This is a genomic window from Candidatus Atribacteria bacterium, assembly GCA_011056645.1.
GTDB classification, from domain to species: Bacteria; Atribacterota; Phoenicimicrobiia; order Phoenicimicrobiales; family Phoenicimicrobiaceae; genus Sediminicultor; species Sediminicultor quartus.
Genome location: DSEL01000002.1, coordinates 1 through 21,082, shown reverse-complemented (window position 1 = coordinate 21,082; position 21,082 = coordinate 1). Strand labels below are relative to the sequence as shown.

Annotated in this window: 20 protein-coding genes, 1 tRNA gene and 1 riboswitch; of the genes, 19 read left to right on the top strand and 2 right to left on the bottom strand. The window is 33.0% G+C overall.

The window, feature by feature from the left end:
- Positions 1-122 precede the first annotated feature (122 nt).
- From ENO17_00115 to ENO17_00045, 15 genes are all read left to right on the top strand, one after another.
- Positions 123-770: an HAD family hydrolase gene (locus ENO17_00115; GenBank protein ID HER23461.1), complete on the top strand. Its 648-nt coding sequence runs from the start codon at positions 123-125 to the stop codon at positions 768-770.
- 279 nt (positions 771-1,049) lie between these two features.
- Entirely contained in the window at positions 1,050-1,904 is an 855-nt protein-coding gene (mutM, locus tag ENO17_00110) for a DNA-formamidopyrimidine glycosylase (GenBank protein ID HER23460.1), read from the top strand.
- Between the two features lie 166 nt (positions 1,905-2,070).
- Positions 2,071-2,190: riboswitch (molybdenum cofactor riboswitch) on the top strand.
- A gap of 101 nt (positions 2,191-2,291) precedes the next feature.
- Complete coding sequence (locus tag ENO17_00105) at positions 2,292-3,110, top strand: tungsten ABC transporter substrate-binding protein (GenBank protein ID HER23459.1); 819 nt, start codon at positions 2,292-2,294, stop codon at positions 3,108-3,110.
- A gap of 320 nt (positions 3,111-3,430) precedes the next feature.
- A complete protein-coding gene (locus ENO17_00100) occupies positions 3,431-4,129 on the top strand; it encodes an ABC transporter permease subunit (GenBank protein ID HER23458.1) in 699 nt (232 codons plus the stop codon).
- A gap of 3 nt (positions 4,130-4,132) precedes the next feature.
- The gene (locus ENO17_00095) at positions 4,133-5,149 is read left to right on the top strand and encodes an ATP-binding cassette domain-containing protein (protein HER23457.1); all 1,017 of its coding nucleotides are present in this window, start codon (positions 4,133-4,135) and stop codon (positions 5,147-5,149) included.
- A 59-nt stretch (positions 5,150-5,208) separates the two neighbouring features.
- Positions 5,209-6,465, top strand: a complete 1,257-nt coding sequence (locus tag ENO17_00090) for a molybdopterin molybdenumtransferase MoeA (protein HER23456.1) — start codon at positions 5,209-5,211, stop codon at positions 6,463-6,465.
- Between the two features lie 47 nt (positions 6,466-6,512).
- Entirely contained in the window at positions 6,513-8,465 is a 1,953-nt protein-coding gene (locus ENO17_00085; protein HER23455.1) for a molybdopterin biosynthesis protein, read from the top strand.
- The gene (gene moaA, locus ENO17_00080; protein ID HER23454.1) at positions 8,462-9,472 is read left to right on the top strand and encodes a GTP 3',8-cyclase MoaA; all 1,011 of its coding nucleotides are present in this window, start codon (positions 8,462-8,464) and stop codon (positions 9,470-9,472) included. Before ENO17_00085 ends, moaA begins: the two co-directional genes overlap by 4 nt.
- Before the next feature lie 3 nt (positions 9,473-9,475).
- Positions 9,476-9,985 (top strand): cyclic pyranopterin monophosphate synthase MoaC, encoded by a 510-nt coding sequence (gene moaC / locus ENO17_00075; GenBank protein ID HER23453.1) that lies wholly within the window; start codon positions 9,476-9,478, stop codon positions 9,983-9,985.
- Entirely contained in the window at positions 9,982-10,458 is a 477-nt protein-coding gene (locus ENO17_00070; GenBank protein ID HER23452.1) for an MOSC domain-containing protein, read from the top strand. The genes moaC and ENO17_00070 overlap by 4 nt, the downstream gene beginning before the upstream one ends.
- Positions 10,455-10,967, top strand: a complete 513-nt coding sequence (locus tag ENO17_00065) for a molybdopterin adenylyltransferase (protein HER23451.1) — start codon at positions 10,455-10,457, stop codon at positions 10,965-10,967. The genes ENO17_00070 and ENO17_00065 overlap by 4 nt, the downstream gene beginning before the upstream one ends.
- Positions 10,967-11,917, top strand: coding sequence for a ribonuclease Z (gene rnz / locus ENO17_00060; GenBank protein HER23450.1), 951 nt, complete (start codon positions 10,967-10,969; stop codon positions 11,915-11,917). Before ENO17_00065 ends, rnz begins: the two co-directional genes overlap by 1 nt.
- Positions 11,918-12,136: 219 nt before the next feature.
- Positions 12,137-12,322, top strand: a complete 186-nt coding sequence (locus ENO17_00055; GenBank protein HER23449.1) for a ferredoxin — start codon at positions 12,137-12,139, stop codon at positions 12,320-12,322.
- Between the two features lie 495 nt (positions 12,323-12,817).
- Positions 12,818-13,330, top strand: coding sequence for a CarD family transcriptional regulator (locus ENO17_00050; protein HER23448.1), 513 nt, complete (start codon positions 12,818-12,820; stop codon positions 13,328-13,330).
- A 303-nt stretch (positions 13,331-13,633) separates the two neighbouring features.
- Positions 13,634-14,494: a bifunctional 5,10-methylene-tetrahydrofolate dehydrogenase/5,10-methylene-tetrahydrofolate cyclohydrolase gene (locus ENO17_00045; GenBank protein HER23447.1), complete on the top strand. Its 861-nt coding sequence runs from the start codon at positions 13,634-13,636 to the stop codon at positions 14,492-14,494.
- A gap of 246 nt (positions 14,495-14,740) precedes the next feature.
- Here ENO17_00045 and mnmG read toward each other — a convergent pair whose 3' ends face one another.
- A complete protein-coding gene (gene mnmG, locus ENO17_00040; GenBank protein ID HER23446.1) occupies positions 14,741-16,624 on the bottom strand; it encodes a tRNA uridine-5-carboxymethylaminomethyl(34) synthesis enzyme MnmG in 1,884 nt (627 codons plus the stop codon).
- A 329-nt stretch (positions 16,625-16,953) separates the two neighbouring features.
- Between mnmG and ENO17_00035 the strand changes: the two genes are divergently transcribed.
- The 4 genes from ENO17_00035 to ENO17_00020 all read left to right on the top strand — a co-directional run bounded on the left by ENO17_00035 (position 16,954) and on the right by ENO17_00020 (position 19,613).
- Positions 16,954-17,047: transfer RNA gene (locus tag ENO17_00035), tRNA-Ser, on the top strand.
- A gap of 215 nt (positions 17,048-17,262) precedes the next feature.
- Positions 17,263-17,922, top strand: a complete 660-nt coding sequence (locus tag ENO17_00030) for a serine/threonine protein kinase (GenBank protein HER23445.1) — start codon at positions 17,263-17,265, stop codon at positions 17,920-17,922.
- Between the two features lie 187 nt (positions 17,923-18,109).
- Entirely contained in the window at positions 18,110-18,811 is a 702-nt protein-coding gene (gene deoD / locus ENO17_00025; GenBank protein ID HER23444.1) for a purine-nucleoside phosphorylase, read from the top strand.
- Positions 18,812-18,851: 40 nt separating this feature from the next.
- Positions 18,852-19,613, top strand: a complete 762-nt coding sequence (locus ENO17_00020; GenBank protein HER23443.1) for a DUF1624 domain-containing protein — start codon at positions 18,852-18,854, stop codon at positions 19,611-19,613.
- A 31-nt stretch (positions 19,614-19,644) separates the two neighbouring features.
- Here ENO17_00020 and murD read toward each other — a convergent pair whose 3' ends face one another.
- Positions 19,645-21,054, bottom strand: coding sequence for a UDP-N-acetylmuramoyl-L-alanine--D-glutamate ligase (gene murD, locus ENO17_00015; GenBank protein HER23442.1), 1,410 nt, complete (start codon positions 21,052-21,054; stop codon positions 19,645-19,647).
- Between the last annotated feature and the right edge of the window lie 28 nt (positions 21,055-21,082).

Here is a 21,082-nt window from a genome sequence, read left to right as displayed (position 1 = left end):
TCTGTGGGAGAGTAGGACACTGCCGGGATTTTTTATTTTTATTTTCTTTGTTTTAGGGTATAATTTAAGAGATAGTAAGGAATGATAGGTGTTGAGTAAGGGTAGAGGGGAGAAGAGGGGAATTGGAGCATAAACTTAAGATCATTTCGTTTGACGTAGACGGTACATTAGTTGATTCAGGATATAATGATCTAATATGGTTTAAAGAAATACCTGAACTAGTAGCTAAGAAAAAGAAGATAAATTTCGAACAAAGTGTAAAATATGTAACTGATGAATATACTAAACTCGGTGAGTATAATTTAAATTGGTATGATATTAGTTATTGGATTACCTATTTTGGAATAAAAGTCTCCCCTGAAAAAATATTGGAAAAGTATGAATCCAAAATAAATATATTTCCCGAAGTAATCCCTCTTTTGGAAAAATTAAGGAATAAATTTATACTTGTTATTACTACTGCAATGCCTCGTGAATTTTTAAAGCCTAAAATAAAAAAGCTGGAAAAATATTTTAAATTCAGCTTTTCTGCTTTATCCGATTTTAAAAAATTGAAAAATGCGGAAATATATTCAAAAATATCCAAAATCCTAAATTTATGCCCTGAACAGATATTACACATAGGTGATCATTGGGAATTTGATTATCTAGCTGCTCGGAAAGCTGGAATGAATGTTATATATTTAGATCGCAGCAAGACAAAAAAGGGAAAGTTAATTATTCACAATTTAGGAGAAGTAACTAAAATAATAGATAACATTAATCAATGACCAATAATTTGCGATATGTGATAAGATAGCTGGTTAAGAAAACAGTATTAAGCATATAGTATCGAGTCAAGAAAATAGAAGTCAGGAGCCGGAATCCAGAATTCAGAATTGTTTTAAGTTATAAGAGCATATTTTGGTTGTATGTTCTTCTGACTTCTTAAATAATAATTATGGTTTTTTACTTTTAGCTTTGAATTTTTAGTTTACTAGAAGCTATTCACTCACTAATATTTAATTGGCGAATTGGTCAATTAGTCAATATGTAACGAGGTGATAATTATGCCTGAATTACCCGAAGTAGAGACTATCAGGACAGACCTTCAACAAAAAATTAAAAATAAACAAATAAAAGATGTCATAATAAATACTAGTAAAATAATAAAAAAACCGTCTTTAGAAGAATTTATTAATAAAATAAAGAACAAAAAGATTAAGAAAGTAGATCGCCGGGGAAAATATATCATTATTTGTTTAAGCTCAGAAGATAAATTAGTAATTCACCTGGGGATGACCGGAATGTTAATCTATCCTTACACTGCTCAAATTACCGAAAAAGAAATTAAATCCAAACATAATCATATTATTTTTACCTTTACAGATGAAACCCAGTTAGTTTTTAATGATGTGAGAAGATTCGGAAAAATATTTTTAGTTCCCAATATTAACAATATAGAAAGTATAGCTAAATTAGGGGTTGAACCTTTAGAGGATTGTTTTACCGAAGAAATTTTTATTAAAATATTAAACGAAAAGAAAAACAGTAAGGTAAAATCTTTTTTGATGAAACAAGAATCTATCACTGGGTTAGGCAATATTTATGCCAATGAAGTATTATATAGATCGAATATTCATCCTTTACGATTAATTTCTTCTCTTACCAAAAAGGAAGTTGGAAATTTGTACCAACAGATTAAATTGGTTTTGGGAGAAGCGATTATGCTTCGGGGGTGTACAGTAGCTGACGAAGCCTATCGAGATACAGATGGCGAAAAAGGAAAATACGCAAAAAAATTACAGGTTTATGCTCAAAAAGGAGAACCTTGCGCAAAGTGCGGATGTGCGATAGAAGTAGTAAGGATAGAAGGTAGAAGCTCATTTATCTGTCCACAATGTCAAAAAATTATAAAACAATAAATCCCTTTTTGGAAATACTAATTTGTTTTTTTGCTATCTTAAAGATTTACTAAATAACTACCTTGCCAATTAAATACTTACCACGAGATAGGAGTTTATGCTTGCTTAAATAAAGAAAAAATATTATAATATGTTAAAATACCATTTGCTACTTACCGTTCTTTTATAAAAAAATACTCTCTGAGCTGCCTCACCTAAAGTGAAAACGATGGTGGATCAGCCGATAGGGAATAAGAGGAAACTCTTATTCCTCCCGTGTTTGGAAAGGAGGATTAATATGATGGGTTGAATTTATATAACCAACACCGAACATAGTGTTGGTTTTTTTGTTACATTTCTAATTAAAATTAAAAAATGAAATTAGTAAAAAAGGAGTATCTCAGAAAAATGAAAAAAAATATTATTTTTCAAATAATATTAATATTAAGTATTAGTTTATTATTAATAGGTATGGTTTTTGCTGAGCCAATTCACTTGAAGATGGCTACAACTACCAGCACAGAAAATTCAGGTTTACTAGCAAGGTTACTTCCGCCTTTTGAGGAGAAATATAGTATAAAAGTAGATGTTATTGCTGTTGGAACAGGCGCAGCTATGAAATTGGCAGAGAATGGAGATGCAGATGTATTATTTGTACACGCTCGAGAAGCGGAAGATAAATTTATTGAAGCTGGATACGGAGTAAATCGCAGAGATGTCATGTATAATGATTTTATTATACTTGGACCATCTAACGACCCGGCAAAAATTAAAGAGGAAAAAAGTGCAGTTTCTGCCTTAACCAAGATATCTATTCGAAAAGCTTTTTTTATATCTCGAGGAGATAATTCTGGTACCGATCAAAAAGAAAAAGGTTTATGGAAAATTACCAACATTGTACCCGAGGGAACGTGGTACATGGAAGCAGGTCAAGGAATGGGTGCAACCTTACAAATTGCCGATGAAAAACAAGCCTATGTTCTTTGTGATAGAGCAACCTTTATTGCCTATAAAAATAAGGTAGGGTTAGTTATTCTTAGTGAAGGAGATCCACTACTTTTTAATCCTTATGGAGTAATAGCTATCAATCCTGACCGGTATCCTCATGTGAAGTATATGGAAGCCATGCAGTTCATAGCCTGGGTTACTTCTATAGAAGGACAAAAAATTATTAGAGAATACGAAATTGACGGAGAAATACTTTTTTATCCCGTAGCAATTAAATAGTCATTAGTATATCGTATTGCGTATCGCTTATCGCGTGAAGAAAATCAGAATCCAGAAATAGGAGCGCGATGTATCGTGCTAAAAGCAAACAAAAGATAAACAAAATAATAGGGGCACAATTCTTTGTTTCCCTATTAACTAAAGACTAATTTAAATAATAGGTATAGTGACCGACAGACTGGTAGACCAAAAAAACTTACTAATTAGTTAATCTACTAGATGGTTAATAAGTAAATTTGTGAATCAGTGAATTGGTCAGTTAGCAAATTGCCAAATTGGGGAATAGGTCAATTGGCGAATTTTTATATGGAGGGGATATTTTGGGTTTTGTTATCGAAGGAATAGAAAAAGCTTTCCAATTAATACTTACTTTAGATAAAGAGATATTTATTATCGTCTTACTTTCATTGAAGGTATCTTTAACTGCAATTTTTCTCTCCTCATTGTTGGGCGTCTATTTAGGATTTTTAATGGCAGTAAAAAATTTCTGGGGAAAAAATTTTATTATAGCTACAACAAATACTTTATTAGCTCTACCAACGGTAGTAGTCGGACTCATTATTTATTCCTTAATCTCCCGAAAAGGACCATTAGGAGTTTTTGGCTTATTGTTTACCCCTTCGGCTATGATTATTGGACAGTTCATATTGGCTACACCCATCATCATTGCTCTTACTCATTCTGCAATACAGGGAATCGATAAAAGAGTTAGAAGTACCACATTAACTCTGGGAGCAACGGAATCCCAATCTGCCTGGATGGTAATTAAAGAAGCGCGCTATGCAGTTTTGGCAGCAATAATTACTGGATTCGGGAGGGTAATCGCCGAAGTGGGAGCAGCCATGATGTTAGGAGGCAACATTAAAGGAAGCACTAGAACGATGACTACCGCTATAGCCCTTGAAACTTCTAAAGGCGAGTTTGGCTTTGGGATAGCCTTGGGTATTATTTTATTAACCATTGCTTTTAGTATAAATATCTTACTACATTATTTTCAGAGCAAGAAAGTGGGAAATTAATCAATGAACGAACCCATACTTAAAATTAAGAATGTAAAAAAAATTTATAATGGTAGAACTATATTAGATATAGAAAGTTTAAATTTTCAAAAAAGAAAAATTTATGCTATCGTCGGTCCAAACGGATCAGGGAAGACCACCTTACTTAATATTTTAAACTTATTAGAGAGACCTAACAAAGGTCAGATATTTTTAAATGGTCAAGAAATTTCCAATAAATCAAATGTTGATATATTAGGAATTCGAAGGAGAATGACTTTAGTAAATCAAGATCCTTTCTTGTTTCATTCCACCGTCTATGATAATATTGCCTATGGATTAAAAATAAGAGCTATTTCTTCTACAGAACAGCTAATAAGAGTAAAAAATGCTTTGGAAATGGTTGGGCTTTCCAATTTTGAAAAAAGAAGAGTTGATCAATTATCTGGTGGAGAAGCTCAACGAGTGGTCATTGCTAGAGCCTTAGTAATAGAACCGGAAATTCTTTTTTTAGATGAACCTACTGCCAATATTGATCAAAAATACATAGATATAGTAGAAAGAATTATTAAAAGAGTACAGAAAGAGATTAAAACTACCGTAATATTTACTACTCACGATCTTTCCCAAGCCTATCGTTTAGCTGATAAGGTGATTTCCCTTTTGGATGGTAAAATAATTAAACAAGTTCAGGACAACCTTCTTTGGGGAGAAATAGTAGAAGAAGATAGTTCAAAATGGTTCAATATTGGAGAAAATATTAAATTTGCGGTAGTAACTGAAAAAGTTGGACCGGCACATATTTCTATTGACCCAAGAGATATCATATTATCTTATGAACAGTTTCAATCCAGTGCCAGAAATTCCTTTTTAGGTAAAATAATAAAGATTATTGAGCAAAATCATTTGGTTAAATTAGAAATAGATATTTCTATCCCCTTGGTAGTGATTATTACCAGAGAATCATTTTTTAAGATGAATTTCACTCTAGGAAGCGAAGTTTATTTAACCTTTAAAGCTTCAGCAGTAAGATTATTTTAATTTTAAAAACAAGATATTTGTAAAACAATTTGTAAACAATTAGGAGATAAACATCGAAAATGGTAAAGCCCTTATTTAAAGTTCGTACCCCTCAAGAGGTCAAAATGTTACTAAAAGATCATTTAAATTTAAAGGATATAATCCAGAAAAACATAGAAGAAGTGGATATTAAAACAGCCTTGCATAGGTTTTTGGCGGAAGAGATAGTCGCACCTGCTAATCTGCCTGGTTTTAATCGTTCTACCATGGATGGTTATGCTATTAGAGCAGAAGATTCTTTTGGAGCAACTGATAATTTGCCTTCCTATTTGAAGATTATCGGAGAAATAAAGATGGGTATAAAACCTGAATTTAAGTCCTCCCCTGGAGAGGCGGTAAAAATATCTACCGGAGGTATGCTCCCTGAAGGAGTAAATGCAGTGATGATGTTAGAATATACTGAACAGATTGATAATAATACCGTTGAAATAAGGAAGTCAATCTCTCCCTGGGAAAATGTGGTTCGAGAGGATGAGGATCTAAAAAAAGGAGAAACTATATTAAGAAAAGGACAGAGGTTACGTTCGCAGGATATAGGAGTTTTAGCGGGAATAGGGAAAACAAGTATCAAAATCTATAAAAAACCAAAAATTGCTATTATTTCCACGGGCAATGAAATAATTCCAGCGGAAGGTGAACCTCGGATAGGGCAAATAAGAGATATAAATTCTTACACTCTTGGGGTTTGTATTGAAGAATCAGGTGGGCTTCCTGTTTATAAAGGGATAATTAAAGATGAAGCTATTTTATTGGAGCAGGAGGTTAAAAAGATTATTGAAGAAGATAAGATAGAAGCAGTAATTATTTCCGGCGGGAGTTCAGTGGGAATAAGAGATGTTACTCTAGAAGTGCTTAATAGATTAGGGAAACCCGGTGTATTGATTCACGGAGTATCAGTAAAACCAGGGAAACCCATGATACTTGCCATAGCTGACAACAGACCGATATTTGGATTGCCTGGTCATCCGGTCTCAGCGATGATTATCTTCGATCTTTTTGTGCGGCCTTTAATTAGTTGGTTACAAGGAGGAGAATTTAGTAATAATTATAGTAAAGAAATAGGAGCAGAATTAACTAGTAATATAGTTTCTGATTCAGGAAGAGAAGATTATATTAGAGTATTCTTATATAAAAAAGGTAAAAAATATTATGCTGAACCTATTCTGGGAAAATCAGGTTTAATTTCTACCATGGTTCGGGCTTCAGGTCTAATAAAGATTGGATTAAATATTGAAGGATTAGAAGAGGGCAGTAAAGTTATGGTTAAATTATTTTAATGTTGAATATGGCATCATAGCGACTAATCGGAGGAGGAAAAGTTGATTTGAAAAGAAATATTTATTTGAGTAAGCTAAGTTTGAAGGAAGCACAGGAAAAATTTTATAATACTCTATTAAAATATAAAATTGCTTATCCTTTAAAAGGGGAATTGGTTTCTACTGAAGATTCTTTGGGTCGGATTACTACGGAGTCAATTTTTGCTAAGATATCTTCTCCTTGTTGTCAGGCGGCAGCTATGGATGGAGTAGTAGTCAGAGCAAGTGATACTTATGAAGCTTCAGAATCTTCTCCCATTATTTTAAAGATTAATCAAGGTTTTCGTTTTATAAATACTGGTAATTCTATACCTCGAGGTTTTGACGCAGTTATAAAAATTGAAGATATTAATGTAATAGGTAAAATTGCGTCTGGGAAACTTGTAGAATCAGAAGAAAAAGAGATTAAAATATTTTCTGCCGCTTTTCCGGGGCAGCATATCCGAAATATAGGAGAAGATATTGTCGCTAACCAATTAATTATTCCTGTAAATTATAAAATTCGTCCGGTAGATATTGGGGCTTTATTAGCAGGCGGCGTCAATCAACTTTTTGTTCGTAGGAAACCTAGGGTAGCAGTGATTCCTACAGGTGATGAATTGATTCTACCGGGAGAAAAAATTAGCCCTGGTAAAATAATTGAATATAATTCTAAAATAATTAAAGGCTTAATTTATGAGTGGGGAGGAGAGGCAAGCATATTCGAAATAGTGAAAGATATTCCTCAGGATTTAAAAAAAGTTATACAAGAAGCCAATCAGCATAATGATATAGTAGTAGTTATTGCTGGTTCCTCTGCCGGCTCTAAAGATTTTGCTTCTGAGATGGTTAAAAGTTTAGGTGAAGTTATAGTTCACGGAGTAGCTATTATGCCTGGGAAACCGACAATTTTAGGAATCATTGATAATACCCCTTTTATCGGACTTCCTGGCTATCCAGTCTCAGCGATTATCTCCGCTGAACAATTTTTAAAACCTTTAATTTACTGTCAATTAGGTTTGACTATAAAAAAGCGAGAAGAGATTAAAGTAATTATGGCTCACAAAGTAGTGTCTCATTTAGGAGATGAAGAATTCTTAAGAGTAAAATTAGGAAATATAGATGGGAAAGTAATGGCTTATCCTCTTTCCCGGGGAGCGGGAGTCGTTACTTCTTTGTTAGAAGCAGACGCTATAATTCGTATTCCTTTACTTAAAGAAGGAGTAGATTTTGGAGAAGAAACAAGAGCTGAGCTTTTAGAAAATTTTAATAAAATAAAAAATAATATCATTGTAACCGGGAGTCATGATTTAATTTTGGATATTCTAAAGAATGAATTACAAGAAGAATTTTCCGATTATAATTTAGTCTCCTTTAATGTTGGCAGTATGGGAGGGTTATTAGCCTTAAAACAAAAAAGAACTCACCTTGCTACATCTCATCTATTGGATCCAGAGAGCGGAGAATATAATTTCCCCTATCTAAAAAAGATACTCCCTCAGAGAGAATTAAAAGTGCTGAATCTAACCTACCGAGAACAAGGAATAATGGTAAAAAGAGGAAATCCAAAAAACATTGAAAGAATAGATGATTTGGTAAAAAAGGATATAAAATTTCTTAATAGGCAGAAAGGATCAGGAACCAGAGTTTTATTGGATTATCTATTAAAAAAGAAAGGTATTGATCCTTTGGATATTCAAGGCTATTCTCTGGAAGAGTATACCCATTTAATGGTAGCGTCTGCAGTAGCGGAGGGAAATGTGGATGCTGGTTTAGGAATTTTATCTGCTGCCAAAGTATTTGGTTTAGATTTTGTGCCAGTGATAAAGGAGAGGTATGATATAATTATACCAAAAGAATATTATTCTTCATTAAAGATTCAGAAAATATTAACGATCATTCAATCAGAAAAATTTAAAAAAAAAGTTTTAAGTTTAGGAGGGTATGATCTTTCTCAATGCGGAAAGGTGATAGAGGCATGAGTCATTTAACGGATCATTTTGGGCGGAAAATTACTTATCTTCGAGTTTCTATTACTGATCGCTGTAACTATAGATGTGTTTACTGTCAGCCAGAAAAACAATTTGAATTTATTTCCCATGAAGAAGTTTTAAGATATGAAGAAATTGTGGAAATCATTAAAGAAGCAGTAGATTTAGGCATAACAAAAGTCAGGGTTACTGGCGGTGAACCTTTAGCTAGAAAGGGAGTGGGAGATTTTATAAAGAAATTAAGAGAAATTAAAAAATTAGAAGATATATCTTTAACCACTAATGGCTTTTTTTTAAGTGAGTATGCCGAAAAATTAAAAGATGCAGGACTAAATCGTGTAAATATCAGTTTAGATTCTCTGCAGGAGGAAAAATATAAAAAAATTACCGGCGGAGGAAGTTTAAAGAAAGTATTAAAAGGAATTGATTCTGCTTTAAAAGTAGGGTTATTGCCTATTAAGATTAATACGGTACTCATCAGAGGAGTTAATGATGACGAGGTAGAAGATTTTATAAAATTAACTTTAGACAATCCATTAAACATACGTTTCATTGAATTTATGCCCTCTAAAGAAGATCTAAAGGATAGTTATAAGGAGAAATTTATTTCAGTTTTAGAAATCAAAAATAGTTTAGCGGAAAAATACTTATTTGTACCTGTTAAAACACGCATAGATAATGGTCCGGCAAAATATTGTCAGATTAAAGGTGGTCAAGGCACTATAGGTTTTATTGCTGCTTTAAGTCAGCACTTTTGTGAAACCTGTAATCGGATAAGGTTAACTTCCGAAGGCAAACTAAGACCTTGTTTGTTTTCCAATAAAGAGGTTGATATTAAGCGGGCATTAAGAAATGTGGAAACTAATGATAAAATCATTAGATCTAAAATAATAAGAAAAAATATTGAAGAAGCAATAAATATAAAACCTAAAGGCCATAAATTAAATAAAAAATTATCAAATAGAGATTTTTTCAAAATGTCTAAAATTGGAGGATAACTGATGAAAGAAAAAGAGCTAAGCCATTTCAATAAAAATGGGAGGGTACGCATGGTGGATGTTGGAGGCAAAGAAGATACCCAGCGAATAGCTATTGCGGAAGGTTCTGTCGTTATGCAGCCGGAGACCTTAAAAATGATTAAAGATAGAAAACTTGCTAAGGGAGATGTTTTAGCAGTAGCCCAAGTGGCAGGCATTATGGCTGCAAAAAAAACCTATCAGATTATTCCTATGAGTCATCCTTTATTGCTTACTAACGTAGATCTTAATTTTACCATAAATGAGAATGAAAATAAAATTATTATTCAGTCTAAAGTTAAAACTATAGGCAAAACCGGAGTGGAACTAGAAGCTTTGACTGCAGTAGCAGCTGCCGGTCTGACCATTTATGATATGTGTAAAGCAGTAGATAGGGGGATGATTATTCAATCGATCTACCTCTTAGAAAAAAGTGGTGGCGAGAGCGGGCATTTTTTAAGAGCACCAAAAAAAGGGGATGGAATAAACAGATGAATAATACGAAAAAAAAATACAAAGTGGAAAAAATAAAAGGAAGAGTAGTAGCTGTATGTCGAAGTGAAAGGAAAGGAACTGTAAAAAGAAAAATAACCGAAGGATTATTGATCAAGGACTTTGGTTTAAAAGAAGATGCTCATTCAGGAAAATGGCATCGGCAGATAAGCTTATTAGGAATAGAAAGTATTAATAAGATGAACGAAAAAGGAATTGAGATAAAATATGGGGATTTTGCTGAAAATCTCACCGTAGAAGGTATTGTTCTAAATCAACTGTCTCTAGGAACGAAATTGAAAGTTGGAGAAAATGTGTTATTGGAAGTAACCCAAATAGGAAAAGAATGCCACCATGGTTGCGAAATTAGAAAAAAGATCGGGGATTGTGTCATGCCAAGAGAAGGAATATTTGCTCGAGTTTTAGAGGGTGGTAAAGTAAAAGCCGGTGACGGAATTGAGGTAGTTTCAAAATGATTAAAGTGGGAATTTTAACCATAAGTGATAAAGGGTCAAAAGGAGAGAGAGAAGATCTAAGCGGAAAAGTAATTGAAGAAATGGTCAAAAAGATTAATGGAGAAGTTAGATATTATAAAGTTATTCCAGATGAAAAGGATATGATTAAAGAAGAGCTGGTGAAAATAGTTGATAAATTATATCTCGATTTAATTCTAACTACCGGAGGAACAGGTGTAAGCAAAAGAGATATTACTCCAGATGCTACCTTAGAAGTGATAGAGAAAGAGGTTTCAGGGATTTGTGAAATCATCAGAAGTGAGAGCTTTAAAAAGACCAATCGAGCGATATTATCCCGGGGGGTGGCAGGAATTAGAAAAGAAAGTTTAATTATTAATTTACCCGGCAGTCCTAAAGGAGTAAGAGAATCGTTAGAAATAATCTTACAGGCATTACCCCACGGTATAGAAATTTTAAAGGGAGAAGCTTCTGAATGCGGAAAAAACAACGAGGAATTGGGTGAAAACTAGTGAAAGCTCTATTTTTAGGTACCGGTTCAGGTATACCTACTTCGATACGCAATGTATCTTCTATTGCGCTTGTTTTTATTAATAAAAACAAATTGTGGTTATTTGATTGCGGAGAAAGCACTCAACAGCAGATCCAAAAAACCTCTTTGAAATTATCTAAATTGGAAAAGATTTTTATTTCTCATTTACACGGGGACCATTTATTTGGACTTCCCGGGTTATTAGCTTCACGGGGTTTAAGAAGCGGAGAAAATCAAAAAAAGATTCAAGTATTTGGTCCCGAAGACATCGATATATATTTGCAAGAAACCCTCAATATAACCAAAACTTATATCCCTTATGAAATTGAGATAAAAATTATTCCAACAAATTTATCAACTGGGATAATCTGGGAAGATGAGGAGGTTGTAGTTCGATATACAGAAGTAAATCATAATGTGAGAACTTATGCCTATTCTGTCGAAGAAAAAAAGGATAGAAATCATTTTTTAATAGAAAAAGCCCGTCGATTAAATATTCCTCCTGGTCCAATTTATCGTACTCTGAAAGAGGGTAAAGCAGTTGAATTACCAAATGGAAGAATCTTTCAGGGTAAAGATTTTTTAAGCAAAGTTAAAAAAGGTAGGAAGCTAGTCTTTAGTGGTGATACGACTTATTGTAAAAATTTATTGCACCTGGCTAAATGTGCCGATCTCTTGATTCATGAAGCAACTTTTTCCCAGCAAGAAGATGATCTGGCTAAGAGAAATTTTCATTCAACTACCACAATAGCTGCCCAGGTTGCTCAGGAAGCCCAAGTTAAACAGCTAATTATTACCCACATTAGCTCGCGATATAGCTCGAATAATAAGTTAACTATAAAAGAGAGTGATTTACTTACCGAGGCTCAGAGCATATTTCCTGTAACTATATTAGCAGAGGATTTTATGGAATATGAAATATCAGGATGATTGACAGGATATAAAAAAATGCTAAAAAACTTGAAATTTATCTTTTTTTAAGGTATGCTTTTTATGTTATAATTATTTTTTCTTTTAAAAAGGAGAATTATCTGCTAAGATAATTAAAAATATTTGGTCGATAATCACAAAAAATAAAAATTAAATTCAACCTTAATTAATTAATAAATTTCAAAATTGGTTATTATAATAGAAGGAGGAAAATATAAAATGAAGGCTGTAGTCGATAAGGATTTATGTACTGGATGTGGATTGTGCGAAGATACCTGCCCTGAAGTATTTGAAATGAAAGATGATATAGCTACGGTAAAAGTTAGCAAAGTACCGGATGATCTGATTGAATCATGTAAAGAGGCTGCCGATGGGTGTCCGGTAGAAGCCATAACTTGCGAATAAAATAAGACAAGAAAAGAAAAAAATGAGAAACATAAATAAAAAAGAGCAGATTTGATTTTAAATCTGCTCTTTTTTATTTATGGCGATACTCGAAGCAAGTTTTATCATGGTTATTGCAAACTTTAGTGGGGTAGTAAGAGGAAGATTAGAGAAAAAAGAATAGTCACAATTTAAAAAAGGGAAGTAAGCTATACCCATGGATACTATAATAATAATTTTTCCCGAGATCAAAGTACGAGAAAGTTGATCACCATGTATCGCAGTAACCTAAATAAAATAAGGACAATTATGCTTATTTATCCAAAAAGTAAGCTATAATAGAACCAGGGGTAAGTCTACCCAAAACCAGAAGAAATTTTTTCACCGAAGAAAACTACCCCCAAAGTATTGACACAGACCGACCCAAACATTTTATTGTATTTTTTGTAAAATAATGATATAATACAAAAAAATGAAAGAATAGGAAGTGAGAGACGGATTTAAAAAATCCTAAAAATGTTTAAAATCGGTGATAAAGTATCTCACCCTTCATTTGGGGTTGGAGATATTGAAAAAATAGAAGAAAAAAAAGTATTGGGGCAAAAAGAAAAATATTATATTCTAAAATTGATGGTAAATGAGATGACCTTAATGGTCCCAATAAATAAAGCCGAAGAAATTGGCTTAAGGTGCATTATTGACCCTGACACTGTCCCAGATGTTTTAAATGTATTAAGTGATAGAATAGACGATGAAATGAATGAAAATTATAAGCAGAGGATAAGATCTCAAACAGAAATGGTGGACAGCGGAGATATATTAAAAGTAGCACAGGTAGTAAAGAACTATACCCATCGGGGAACTGAAGAAAAATTGTCATCTACTGAGCGGGGATTATTCGAGAGGGCTCGCAAAATCTTAGTAGGCGAAATTAGCGTTGCATGTAATATTGAAAAAAATAAAGCGAAATATATCATTAAAAATGCAGTTAACGAAGGGGATAGAAATAGACAGGCTAAAAATCATTGAAAAAATAAAGATTTTATAATATCGATAATAACTTAATAAATTAGAAAAAAGTCTATAGGAAACTATAGGCTTTTTTTGTGAATGATTATAATAATTATAAAGAATTACTTTGATTTGAAAAAATAATAATGATATATTATAAAAAAATAGACATCGCTTTTACAGTTAGCCGATTGCTGGATAATTACTTTTATACTAATATAATTAATAATTTCAAATATTCTTCATCCCTTAACTAACCAATCCTGGTTAGTAAGTGGTTATGTTTATAAAAAATTAAACAAAGAAGGAGAGAGGTTTATCATGGCTATAATTATTGATGGAAGAAGAATTGCTAAGGAGATTAATGAATCTTTAAAAATAAAAGTAGAAAGTTTTATTAATCAGCATAAAATAACTCCCAAATTAGCAGTAATTGTTGCAGGAGAAGATCCTGCATCTTTATTTTACGTAAAAATGATTACTAAATCTTGCGAAAGGGCTTCTATCGATTTTGAAAAACATAGTCTACCCTCCGAAACCTCAGAAAAAGAAGTTTTAAAACTCATAAACGGTTTGAATAAGAATAAAAAAGTAAGCGGGATTATAGTGCAAGTTCCTCTTCCCCCGCAGATAAATCAGGAGCGGATTCAGGAAGCAGTAGATCCTTCTAAAGACGTAGACTGTTTTAATCCTATAAATATGGGAAGGCTGGCTTTGAGTAAGCCGCTATTTTTGCCTTGCACGCCTTATGCAGTATTTGAATTAATAAAAAGAGAAAATATTACAATAGAAGGAAAACATACTGTCATTGTGGGGAGGAGTAATATTGTAGGAAGACCAATGGCTCTCATACTTCTTCAGAAGAAGCAGTTTGCCAACGCTACTCTTACCATCTGTCATTCTCGAACTAAGGATTTAAGCTACTTTACTCGCCAGGCAGATAATCTAATTGCCGCAGTAGGAAAACCCGAGATAATTAAAGAGGATATGGTAAAAGATGGAGTAGTAATTATAGATGTAGGAACAAATGAAGTAGAAGGAAAATTAGTGGGAGACGTAGCTTTTCGGGAAGTTGTAAATAAAGCATCTCTAATTACTCCGGTGCCCGGAGGTGTTGGACCGATAACAAATGTTATGCTCATGCAGAACACTTTAAAAGCAGCGAAAAAATTAGTTAATTAACCAATTTGCTAATTTACCAATTGATCAATTATGTTAACTACCCAATTAAACTGTTTTACAATTTAGTAGCTAATTTCAATTAATTAATAAGTAGGACAGACGTGTTGCCTGCCTATTATTTTTTAGTTTTAATTCGCTACGATGATTTAGAATAATTCAACTATGTTCACTCCGAGTTTAAATAAACTTTAAGTTGTTAATATATTACTTTTTGCATATTACTCATTACAAAACATAATAGGTGCCTTACCTATTCATTTTTTTTGATCTTTTTATCTTTTCAATATTTATCATTAAGGCGGCGATATCCGAAGGAGTTACTCCGGGGATTCTTTTAGCCTGGCCCAAAGAAATTGGTTGCACTTCCAAAAATCTTTCCTTACCTTCATGAGAAATACCATGTAAATTACTATAATTAATATTTTTAGGTATTTTATAATTTTCTAACTTCTTAAATCTTTTTACCTGAATTTCTTGTCGTTTAATATACCCGGCATATTTTATTTGAATTTCGACTTGCTCGGTTATCTCGGCAGGCAATTTTGGCCTATTGGGATCGATAGATGTGGTTTGATGATAATTTATTTCCGGTCGAGTAAGTAAAGTAGCTAAAGTAGTAGCTTTTGATAGAGGGGTAGTACCCAATTTATTTAGTAATTCATTTACTTCTTGGCTGAAATGAACTACTACCTGTTCTAATCTTTCCTTTTCGTGTTCAACTAGTTTTTTCTTTTTTAGAAATTTTTTATATCTTTTTTCAGAAATTAATCCCATCTTATATCCATAAGGAGTAAGTCTTAAGTCGGCATTATCCTGTCTTAATAAAAGTCTATATTCCGCCAATCCGGTTCTTAAACGATATGGCTCTGTCACGCTTTTGGTAACTAAATCATCTATCTCTACAGCAATATAGGCTTCCGAGCGATCTAAAATTAGAGGCATTCTATGGTTTAACCACTGGACCGCATTTATCCCTGCCAGCAATCCTTGTTCAGCTGCTTCTTCATATCCTGAGGTTCCATTAACCTGTCCGGCTAAAAATAGCCCTTTGATTGCTTTAGTTTCTAATGAATATTTTAATTGGTTTGGATATATAATATCGTATTCAATAGCATATCCATAGCGTATAATCTTGCTATTTTCCAAACCTTCAATAGTATATAAAGCTTCCTGTTGAACATCTGCCGGAAGACTAGTAAAGAAACCCTGTAGGTATATCTCTTCAGTATTATATCCCTCTGGTTCTAAAAATATCTGATGTGATTCTTTTTCAGGAAATCTAATTATTTTCTCTTCTATAGAGGGACAATACCTGGTAGCTGCACTTTGAATAGTGCCATTAGAGAGTGGTACCCTTTGGATATTATTTTGGATTACCTGATGAGTTTTTTGATTGGTACGGGTCATAAATACCGAAAAATCTTTATATATCTTTCCTTTATTTTCAAAAGAAAAAGACAAGGGAATATTCGAACTTTTCTGTTCCTTCATCTTGGAAAAATCAACCGTCCTTCTATCTATTCGAGGAGGAGTACAGGTATTTAATCTTCCAATTTTAAAACCCAACTCCTTAAGATTTTCTGCCAAATCATTTGAGGCAAGTTCCCCGGCCCTTCCTGCTGAACAAGTGGTTTTTCCAATATAGATTTTCCCATTTAAGAATGTTCCGTTAGTTAAAATTATCGTAGGAGAATAAAATTCCAAACCACTTTTAACTATTACTCCTTCTATCTGACTATTGTTTACTAATAATTTTGTTACCATCTCCTGTTTCAAATCTAAATTATTTTGGTTTTGGAGAGCGTAAATCATTTGTTGAGTATATAATTTTTTATCTATCTGGCCTCTTAAAGCCCACATAGCGGGACCTTTGCTGGTATTTAACATTCTTATATGAATAGTGGCTTTATCGGCATTTTTAGCCATTTCTCCGCCTAAAGCGTCTATTTCTCGGGTTACATGCCCTTTGCCGGGTCCTCCAATAGAAGGATTGCAAGGCATTAGGGCAATATTATCTATATTAGAAGTAAGGAGAAGTGTTTTTGCACCCATTCTGGCAGCGGCAAAAGCAGCTTCGCAACCTGCATGGCCTGCACCAACTACAATTACCTGATATTGATATGGTTTCATTTTTTCACTTCTCCTTTATCCTGGATTAAATATAGAAATTATATTTGCCTAATTTAATTATGTATTTTTAATCTGTTAGTTATTTACCTAGCTCGCTGGTTAATTAGTTAAAGCATTATTAGTATTAAACTTGCTAACTAATTAACTCATTTATCTTGCATTTTGTATTTGAAACTAACGACTATTTACTATTTGTTAAAGACTACTTTATTTTTACTTTGCATATTCTAATATATTTTTAAGTTTCCCGCAAGTTAGAAGGGAAAGTATTGATACTAAATTTTTCGGTTTCTCTTGCCTGGGAAAAATTAATATGTTATACTTTTTATGGAGAGATGACCGAGTGGTCGAAGGTGGTTGCCTGCTAAGCAATTGAGCGGGTTAAGGCCTGCTCCGAGGGTTCGAATCCCTCTCTCTCCGCCATTTGTTAAAAGTTAAGAGGGCTGCTCCATTGCACGATTTAAGGGAAAACCGTAGTATTTTTTATTACGCTATTGGTAAAACTAAAACAGACTATTTATTTTATGTTATATTCGAAAGTGTTAAAAATTGTCTCAACCTTTGACCGGGTGGTGGCAATTTTTTTTATTAGCGAACATAGACAGAATTCTAAATCTTATCTAAAGGGAGAAGAAATTATGAAATTAGATAGAGGTGATTTTGAAACGGAAAATTTGATTGTTTGGGAAAAAACTATTCGAGAATTATTCCCGATAGCAATCCCAAACAATTGCCTTTGGAAGAATATCGATAGTATAATTTCAATTCTTGATAAATTAGGAAAAATAGAAAATTTAAATCATACTCTCTTCCCTGCCGGGGGAGGCCATGATTTAACCGGTGCTAAAAAATCATCAGAAAAAGGGTGTATTGAATTTACTACTCCGAACTCGGTAAGAATTATTAAACCGAAAGTACTTGAATTCAATTATTTTCCCAATAATGCGATCTGGGCTTATTTTCGTTTAGAAACTGCTGGTTTAAAGCCAATTACCCCGGACATTGACCCATCTTCTATTAAAGAAAAGATAACTGAATTGGAACAGGGTCATTATGTAGAAAAAGAAATTTGGGAAAAAGGTTATTTGGGGTATAATAAAAATAACAATCGAATCTTGCTACCGAAAAGCGCAAGGTTAGTTTCCAGATATTTTAGGGGTTCATTTGTGATATTTCCCAAAAGTTCTCCTTATCACAAAAATCATGCCACTTATGATGCCAGACATGATAGGATGAATAGCAAAAAGTTTAGACAATATATTGAAAAATGCATATTAATATTCAATCACGTAAACTAAATTGTATTCCATAACTATTAATAATTCAGTTACCCGATCTGTAAGTTTGCCCGCTAAGGATTAGTTAATCAGTTATTGGCAGGACAAGTGTATTGTGTATATACCACAACTTACTGAAAATTATCAACCAAAAGTCATTTGATGCTAATAACTAATTTATTCCATCGAAAGAGGAGGATAAATAATCATGAGTATACATGTTGGAGCCAAAAAAGGAGATATCGCCGACACAATTTTGCTTCCCGGGGACCCGTTAAGGGCAAAATATATTGCCGAAAAATTCCTTTCGGAAGTTTTCTGTTACAATGAAGTACGTGGTATGTACGGATTTACCGGAACTTATCAAGGAAAAAGAATTTCTGTCCAGGGGACAGGTATGGGTGTACCTTCAATATCGATATATATAAATGAACTTATCACCCATTATAAGGTAAAAAATTTAATCCGAATCGGGAGTTGTGGCTCCATGCAAGCAGAAGTTAAAATAAGAGATGTTATTTTGGCAATGAGTGCATCAACGGATTCGAATATTAACAAGATACGATTTAATGGTATGGATTATGCTTCTACTGCAAATTTCGATCTTTTAAAAAAGGCTTATGATATTGCCTTTGGGAAAGGTATTTCGGTAAAAGTAGGGAGTATTTTAACGACTGATACCTTCTATCATGATGACCCCAATTCCTGGAAGCATTGGGCAAATTATGGAGTATTGGCAGTAGAAATGGAAACAGCTGCTTTATATACTTTAGCTGCAAAATTTAAAGTTAATGCTCTTTCGATTTTAACTGTTTCCGATAGTTTAGTGACCTCAGAAGTGACCACTTCAGAGGAACGACAAAGCACTTTTAATCAGATGATTAAAATTGCATTAGAATTGATCAAATAATAGATAATTTAAAAATATGAATTTGAATAGATGGTGAAACATGAAAAGAAATTCAATTGAACGTTTTTGGGAGATCGATTTCTTCCGGGGAATTGCCATTATAATGATGGTGATTTACCACTTACTTTATAACCTGCACTATTTTGCTCATTATAATATCAATGTCTATTCCGGTTTTTGGATGTACTTTGCCCGTACCACTGCTACACTATTTATATTTTTAGTCGGTGTATCACTTTCTGTTAGTTTTTTCAGAACTAAGAAAATTCATAAAGATAGCAATAAATTATTCATAAAATATCTCAGAAGGGGTTTGAAGATATTTTCCTGGGGTTTGATTATTAGCTTGGTGACGCGGATATTTTTGGGTAAGGCTTTTGTAATTTTTGGCATACTTCACTTAATAGGAATTTCCATTATCTTAGCATTTCCTTTTCTTAAACTCCGTTACTGGAACTTGTTAATAGGATTTCTTTTTTTATCTTTAGGAGCATATTTAAAGAATTTTTCTTTTAATTTTTATTGGCTATCGTGGTTAGGATTTAGACCAACTCAATTTTATTCGGTAGACTATTTCCCCCTTTTACCCTGGTTTGGAGTGGTTTTGATCGGTATTTTTTTTGGCTATGTGCTCTATTCAGATTACTCTCGAAGATTTCAAATTATTGACCTTTCTCTCTTTTTAGGGATAAAAGTTTTCTGTGTTTTAGGAAAACACTCTTTGTTCATTTACTTAATACATCAACCTCTAATAATAGCAATGCTCTTTCTTTTCGGCATGGTGGATATAAATTTATTTTAATGGGGTAAAAAAATAAATTATTACAAATAGGTTATTTGAGATTTTTTACTATTTTGTTGAATTGATCTCCCCGGTCAAATTCATTTTTAAACATCCCGAAACTGGCTGCCGCAGGGGAAAGGATAATAAGGTCATTTGCTTTAGCTTGCTGTATAGCTATTTCTATCGCCACTTTAAGGTTGGTTGTTTGGATAATTTTTTCTGAATCGAGATGTTTTTTTAAGGTGGAAAATATTTTTAAAGAGGCAGTGTAATCAGGGTGTTGCAAGAGGATAATCTTTTTAATTTTTTTATTTTGCCCTATAGCTAGTCCAAAGTTTTTATAATTTAATTCTTTATCTTTGCCACCAAGAATCAAAATAATATATTCCTTGGAAAAAGACTCTAAAGCAGCTAAGGTAGCTTCCGGAGTAGTGGCACAGGTATCATTATAAAATTTAATCCCTCTATACCTACCAATAAATTCTAATCGGTAAGAGATCCCGGGAAATTGTTTTAAGGCTTTTAGAATGATTTTTCCGGGGATATTATGAATAAATCCTACCGTACTCGCGGCTAAGATGTTTTCCAAATTATGTGATCCGGGCAAAGGGAGATCGGAAATTTTAGCAAAGACAGTTTTATGTCCTTCTAATTGAAAGGCTAATTCATCATTTTCAAAATAACAACCCGGTTCTATCTTTTTTTTAGCACTGAACCAGTAAAGCGGCAAATTAGTTTCTTTTTTAATTTTAATGGTTTCTTCATTATCATAATTTACTATCAGGTGATCATTTGGGTTTTGGTATTGGAAAATTAATTTTTCTGCCCGTATATACTCTTTATAATTAGGGTAGCGATCTAAGTGATCTGGTAGGATATTAGTGATGACTGCGGTTCGAGGTTTAAATTTGTGGTGTTTCATTCCTTCCATCTGCCAGGTAGATATCTCTAAAATTACCCAAGTTTGAGGGGTAATTTTTTCTAAAATATCTAAAACGGAGATCCCGATATTTCCGGCTAAAATTGTATCTTTTTGCGCTTCTTTAAAAATATGGAAGATAAGTTGGGATACCGTGCTTTTTCCTTTGGTTCCGGCAATGGCAATGATATTTCGAGAAGGACATTGTTGAAAGAAAAGATCCAAATCGGTTTTGATAGGAATTTTATATTCTCGAGCAATTTTTAAATACTTTGAATTATGGGAAACGGCCGGATTTTGAATAACCATATCTGTATTAATAAAATCTTCTTCTCTATGTCTGCCTAAAATATATCTAATATCAAAGTTTTTTAATTTTTCTAAAGAAGATCTAAGTTCTTTTTCGGTTTTTAAATCAGTAATTAAGACTTTAGCACCGGCTTTTACTAAAAATCGGGCAACTCCTAATCCACCCTGATTTAATCCTAATCCCATTATGGTGACTCTTTTATTTTTCAAATTTTCAGGATTTTTGGTCATTTAAGGCTTAATCCTCTTGTGCTTATCC

Bases quoted from the DNA above. Each gene is read 5' to 3' on its own strand.
- ENO17_00065 (HER23451.1), top strand. From the start codon at position 10,455: ATGATTAAAGTGGGAATTTTAACCATAAGTGATAAAGGGTCAAAAGGA.
- ENO17_00105 (HER23459.1), top strand. From the start codon at position 2,292: ATGAAAAAAAATATTATTTTTCAAATAATATTAATATTAAGTATTAGT.
- ENO17_00055 (HER23449.1), top strand. From the start codon at position 12,137: ATGAAGGCTGTAGTCGATAAGGATTTATGTACTGGATGTGGATTGTGC.
- murD (HER23442.1), bottom strand. From the start codon at position 21,054: ATGACCAAAAATCCTGAAAATTTGAAAAATAAAAGAGTCACCATAATG.
- ENO17_00020 (HER23443.1), top strand. From the start codon at position 18,852: ATGAAAAGAAATTCAATTGAACGTTTTTGGGAGATCGATTTCTTCCGG.
- ENO17_00030 (HER23445.1), top strand. From the start codon at position 17,263: ATGAAATTAGATAGAGGTGATTTTGAAACGGAAAATTTGATTGTTTGG.
- ENO17_00070 (HER23452.1), top strand. From the start codon at position 9,982: ATGAATAATACGAAAAAAAAATACAAAGTGGAAAAAATAAAAGGAAGA.
- ENO17_00050 (HER23448.1), top strand. From the start codon at position 12,818: ATGTTTAAAATCGGTGATAAAGTATCTCACCCTTCATTTGGGGTTGGA.
- ENO17_00090 (HER23456.1), top strand. From the start codon at position 5,209: ATGGTAAAGCCCTTATTTAAAGTTCGTACCCCTCAAGAGGTCAAAATG.
- deoD (HER23444.1), top strand. From the start codon at position 18,110: ATGAGTATACATGTTGGAGCCAAAAAAGGAGATATCGCCGACACAATT.
- mutM (HER23460.1), top strand. From the start codon at position 1,050: ATGCCTGAATTACCCGAAGTAGAGACTATCAGGACAGACCTTCAACAA.
- moaA (HER23454.1), top strand. From the start codon at position 8,462: ATGAGTCATTTAACGGATCATTTTGGGCGGAAAATTACTTATCTTCGA.
- moaC (HER23453.1), top strand. From the start codon at position 9,476: ATGAAAGAAAAAGAGCTAAGCCATTTCAATAAAAATGGGAGGGTACGC.
- ENO17_00045 (HER23447.1), top strand. From the start codon at position 13,634: ATGGCTATAATTATTGATGGAAGAAGAATTGCTAAGGAGATTAATGAA.
- ENO17_00095 (HER23457.1), top strand. From the start codon at position 4,133: ATGAACGAACCCATACTTAAAATTAAGAATGTAAAAAAAATTTATAAT.
- mnmG (HER23446.1), bottom strand. From the start codon at position 16,624: ATGAAACCATATCAATATCAGGTAATTGTAGTTGGTGCAGGCCATGCA.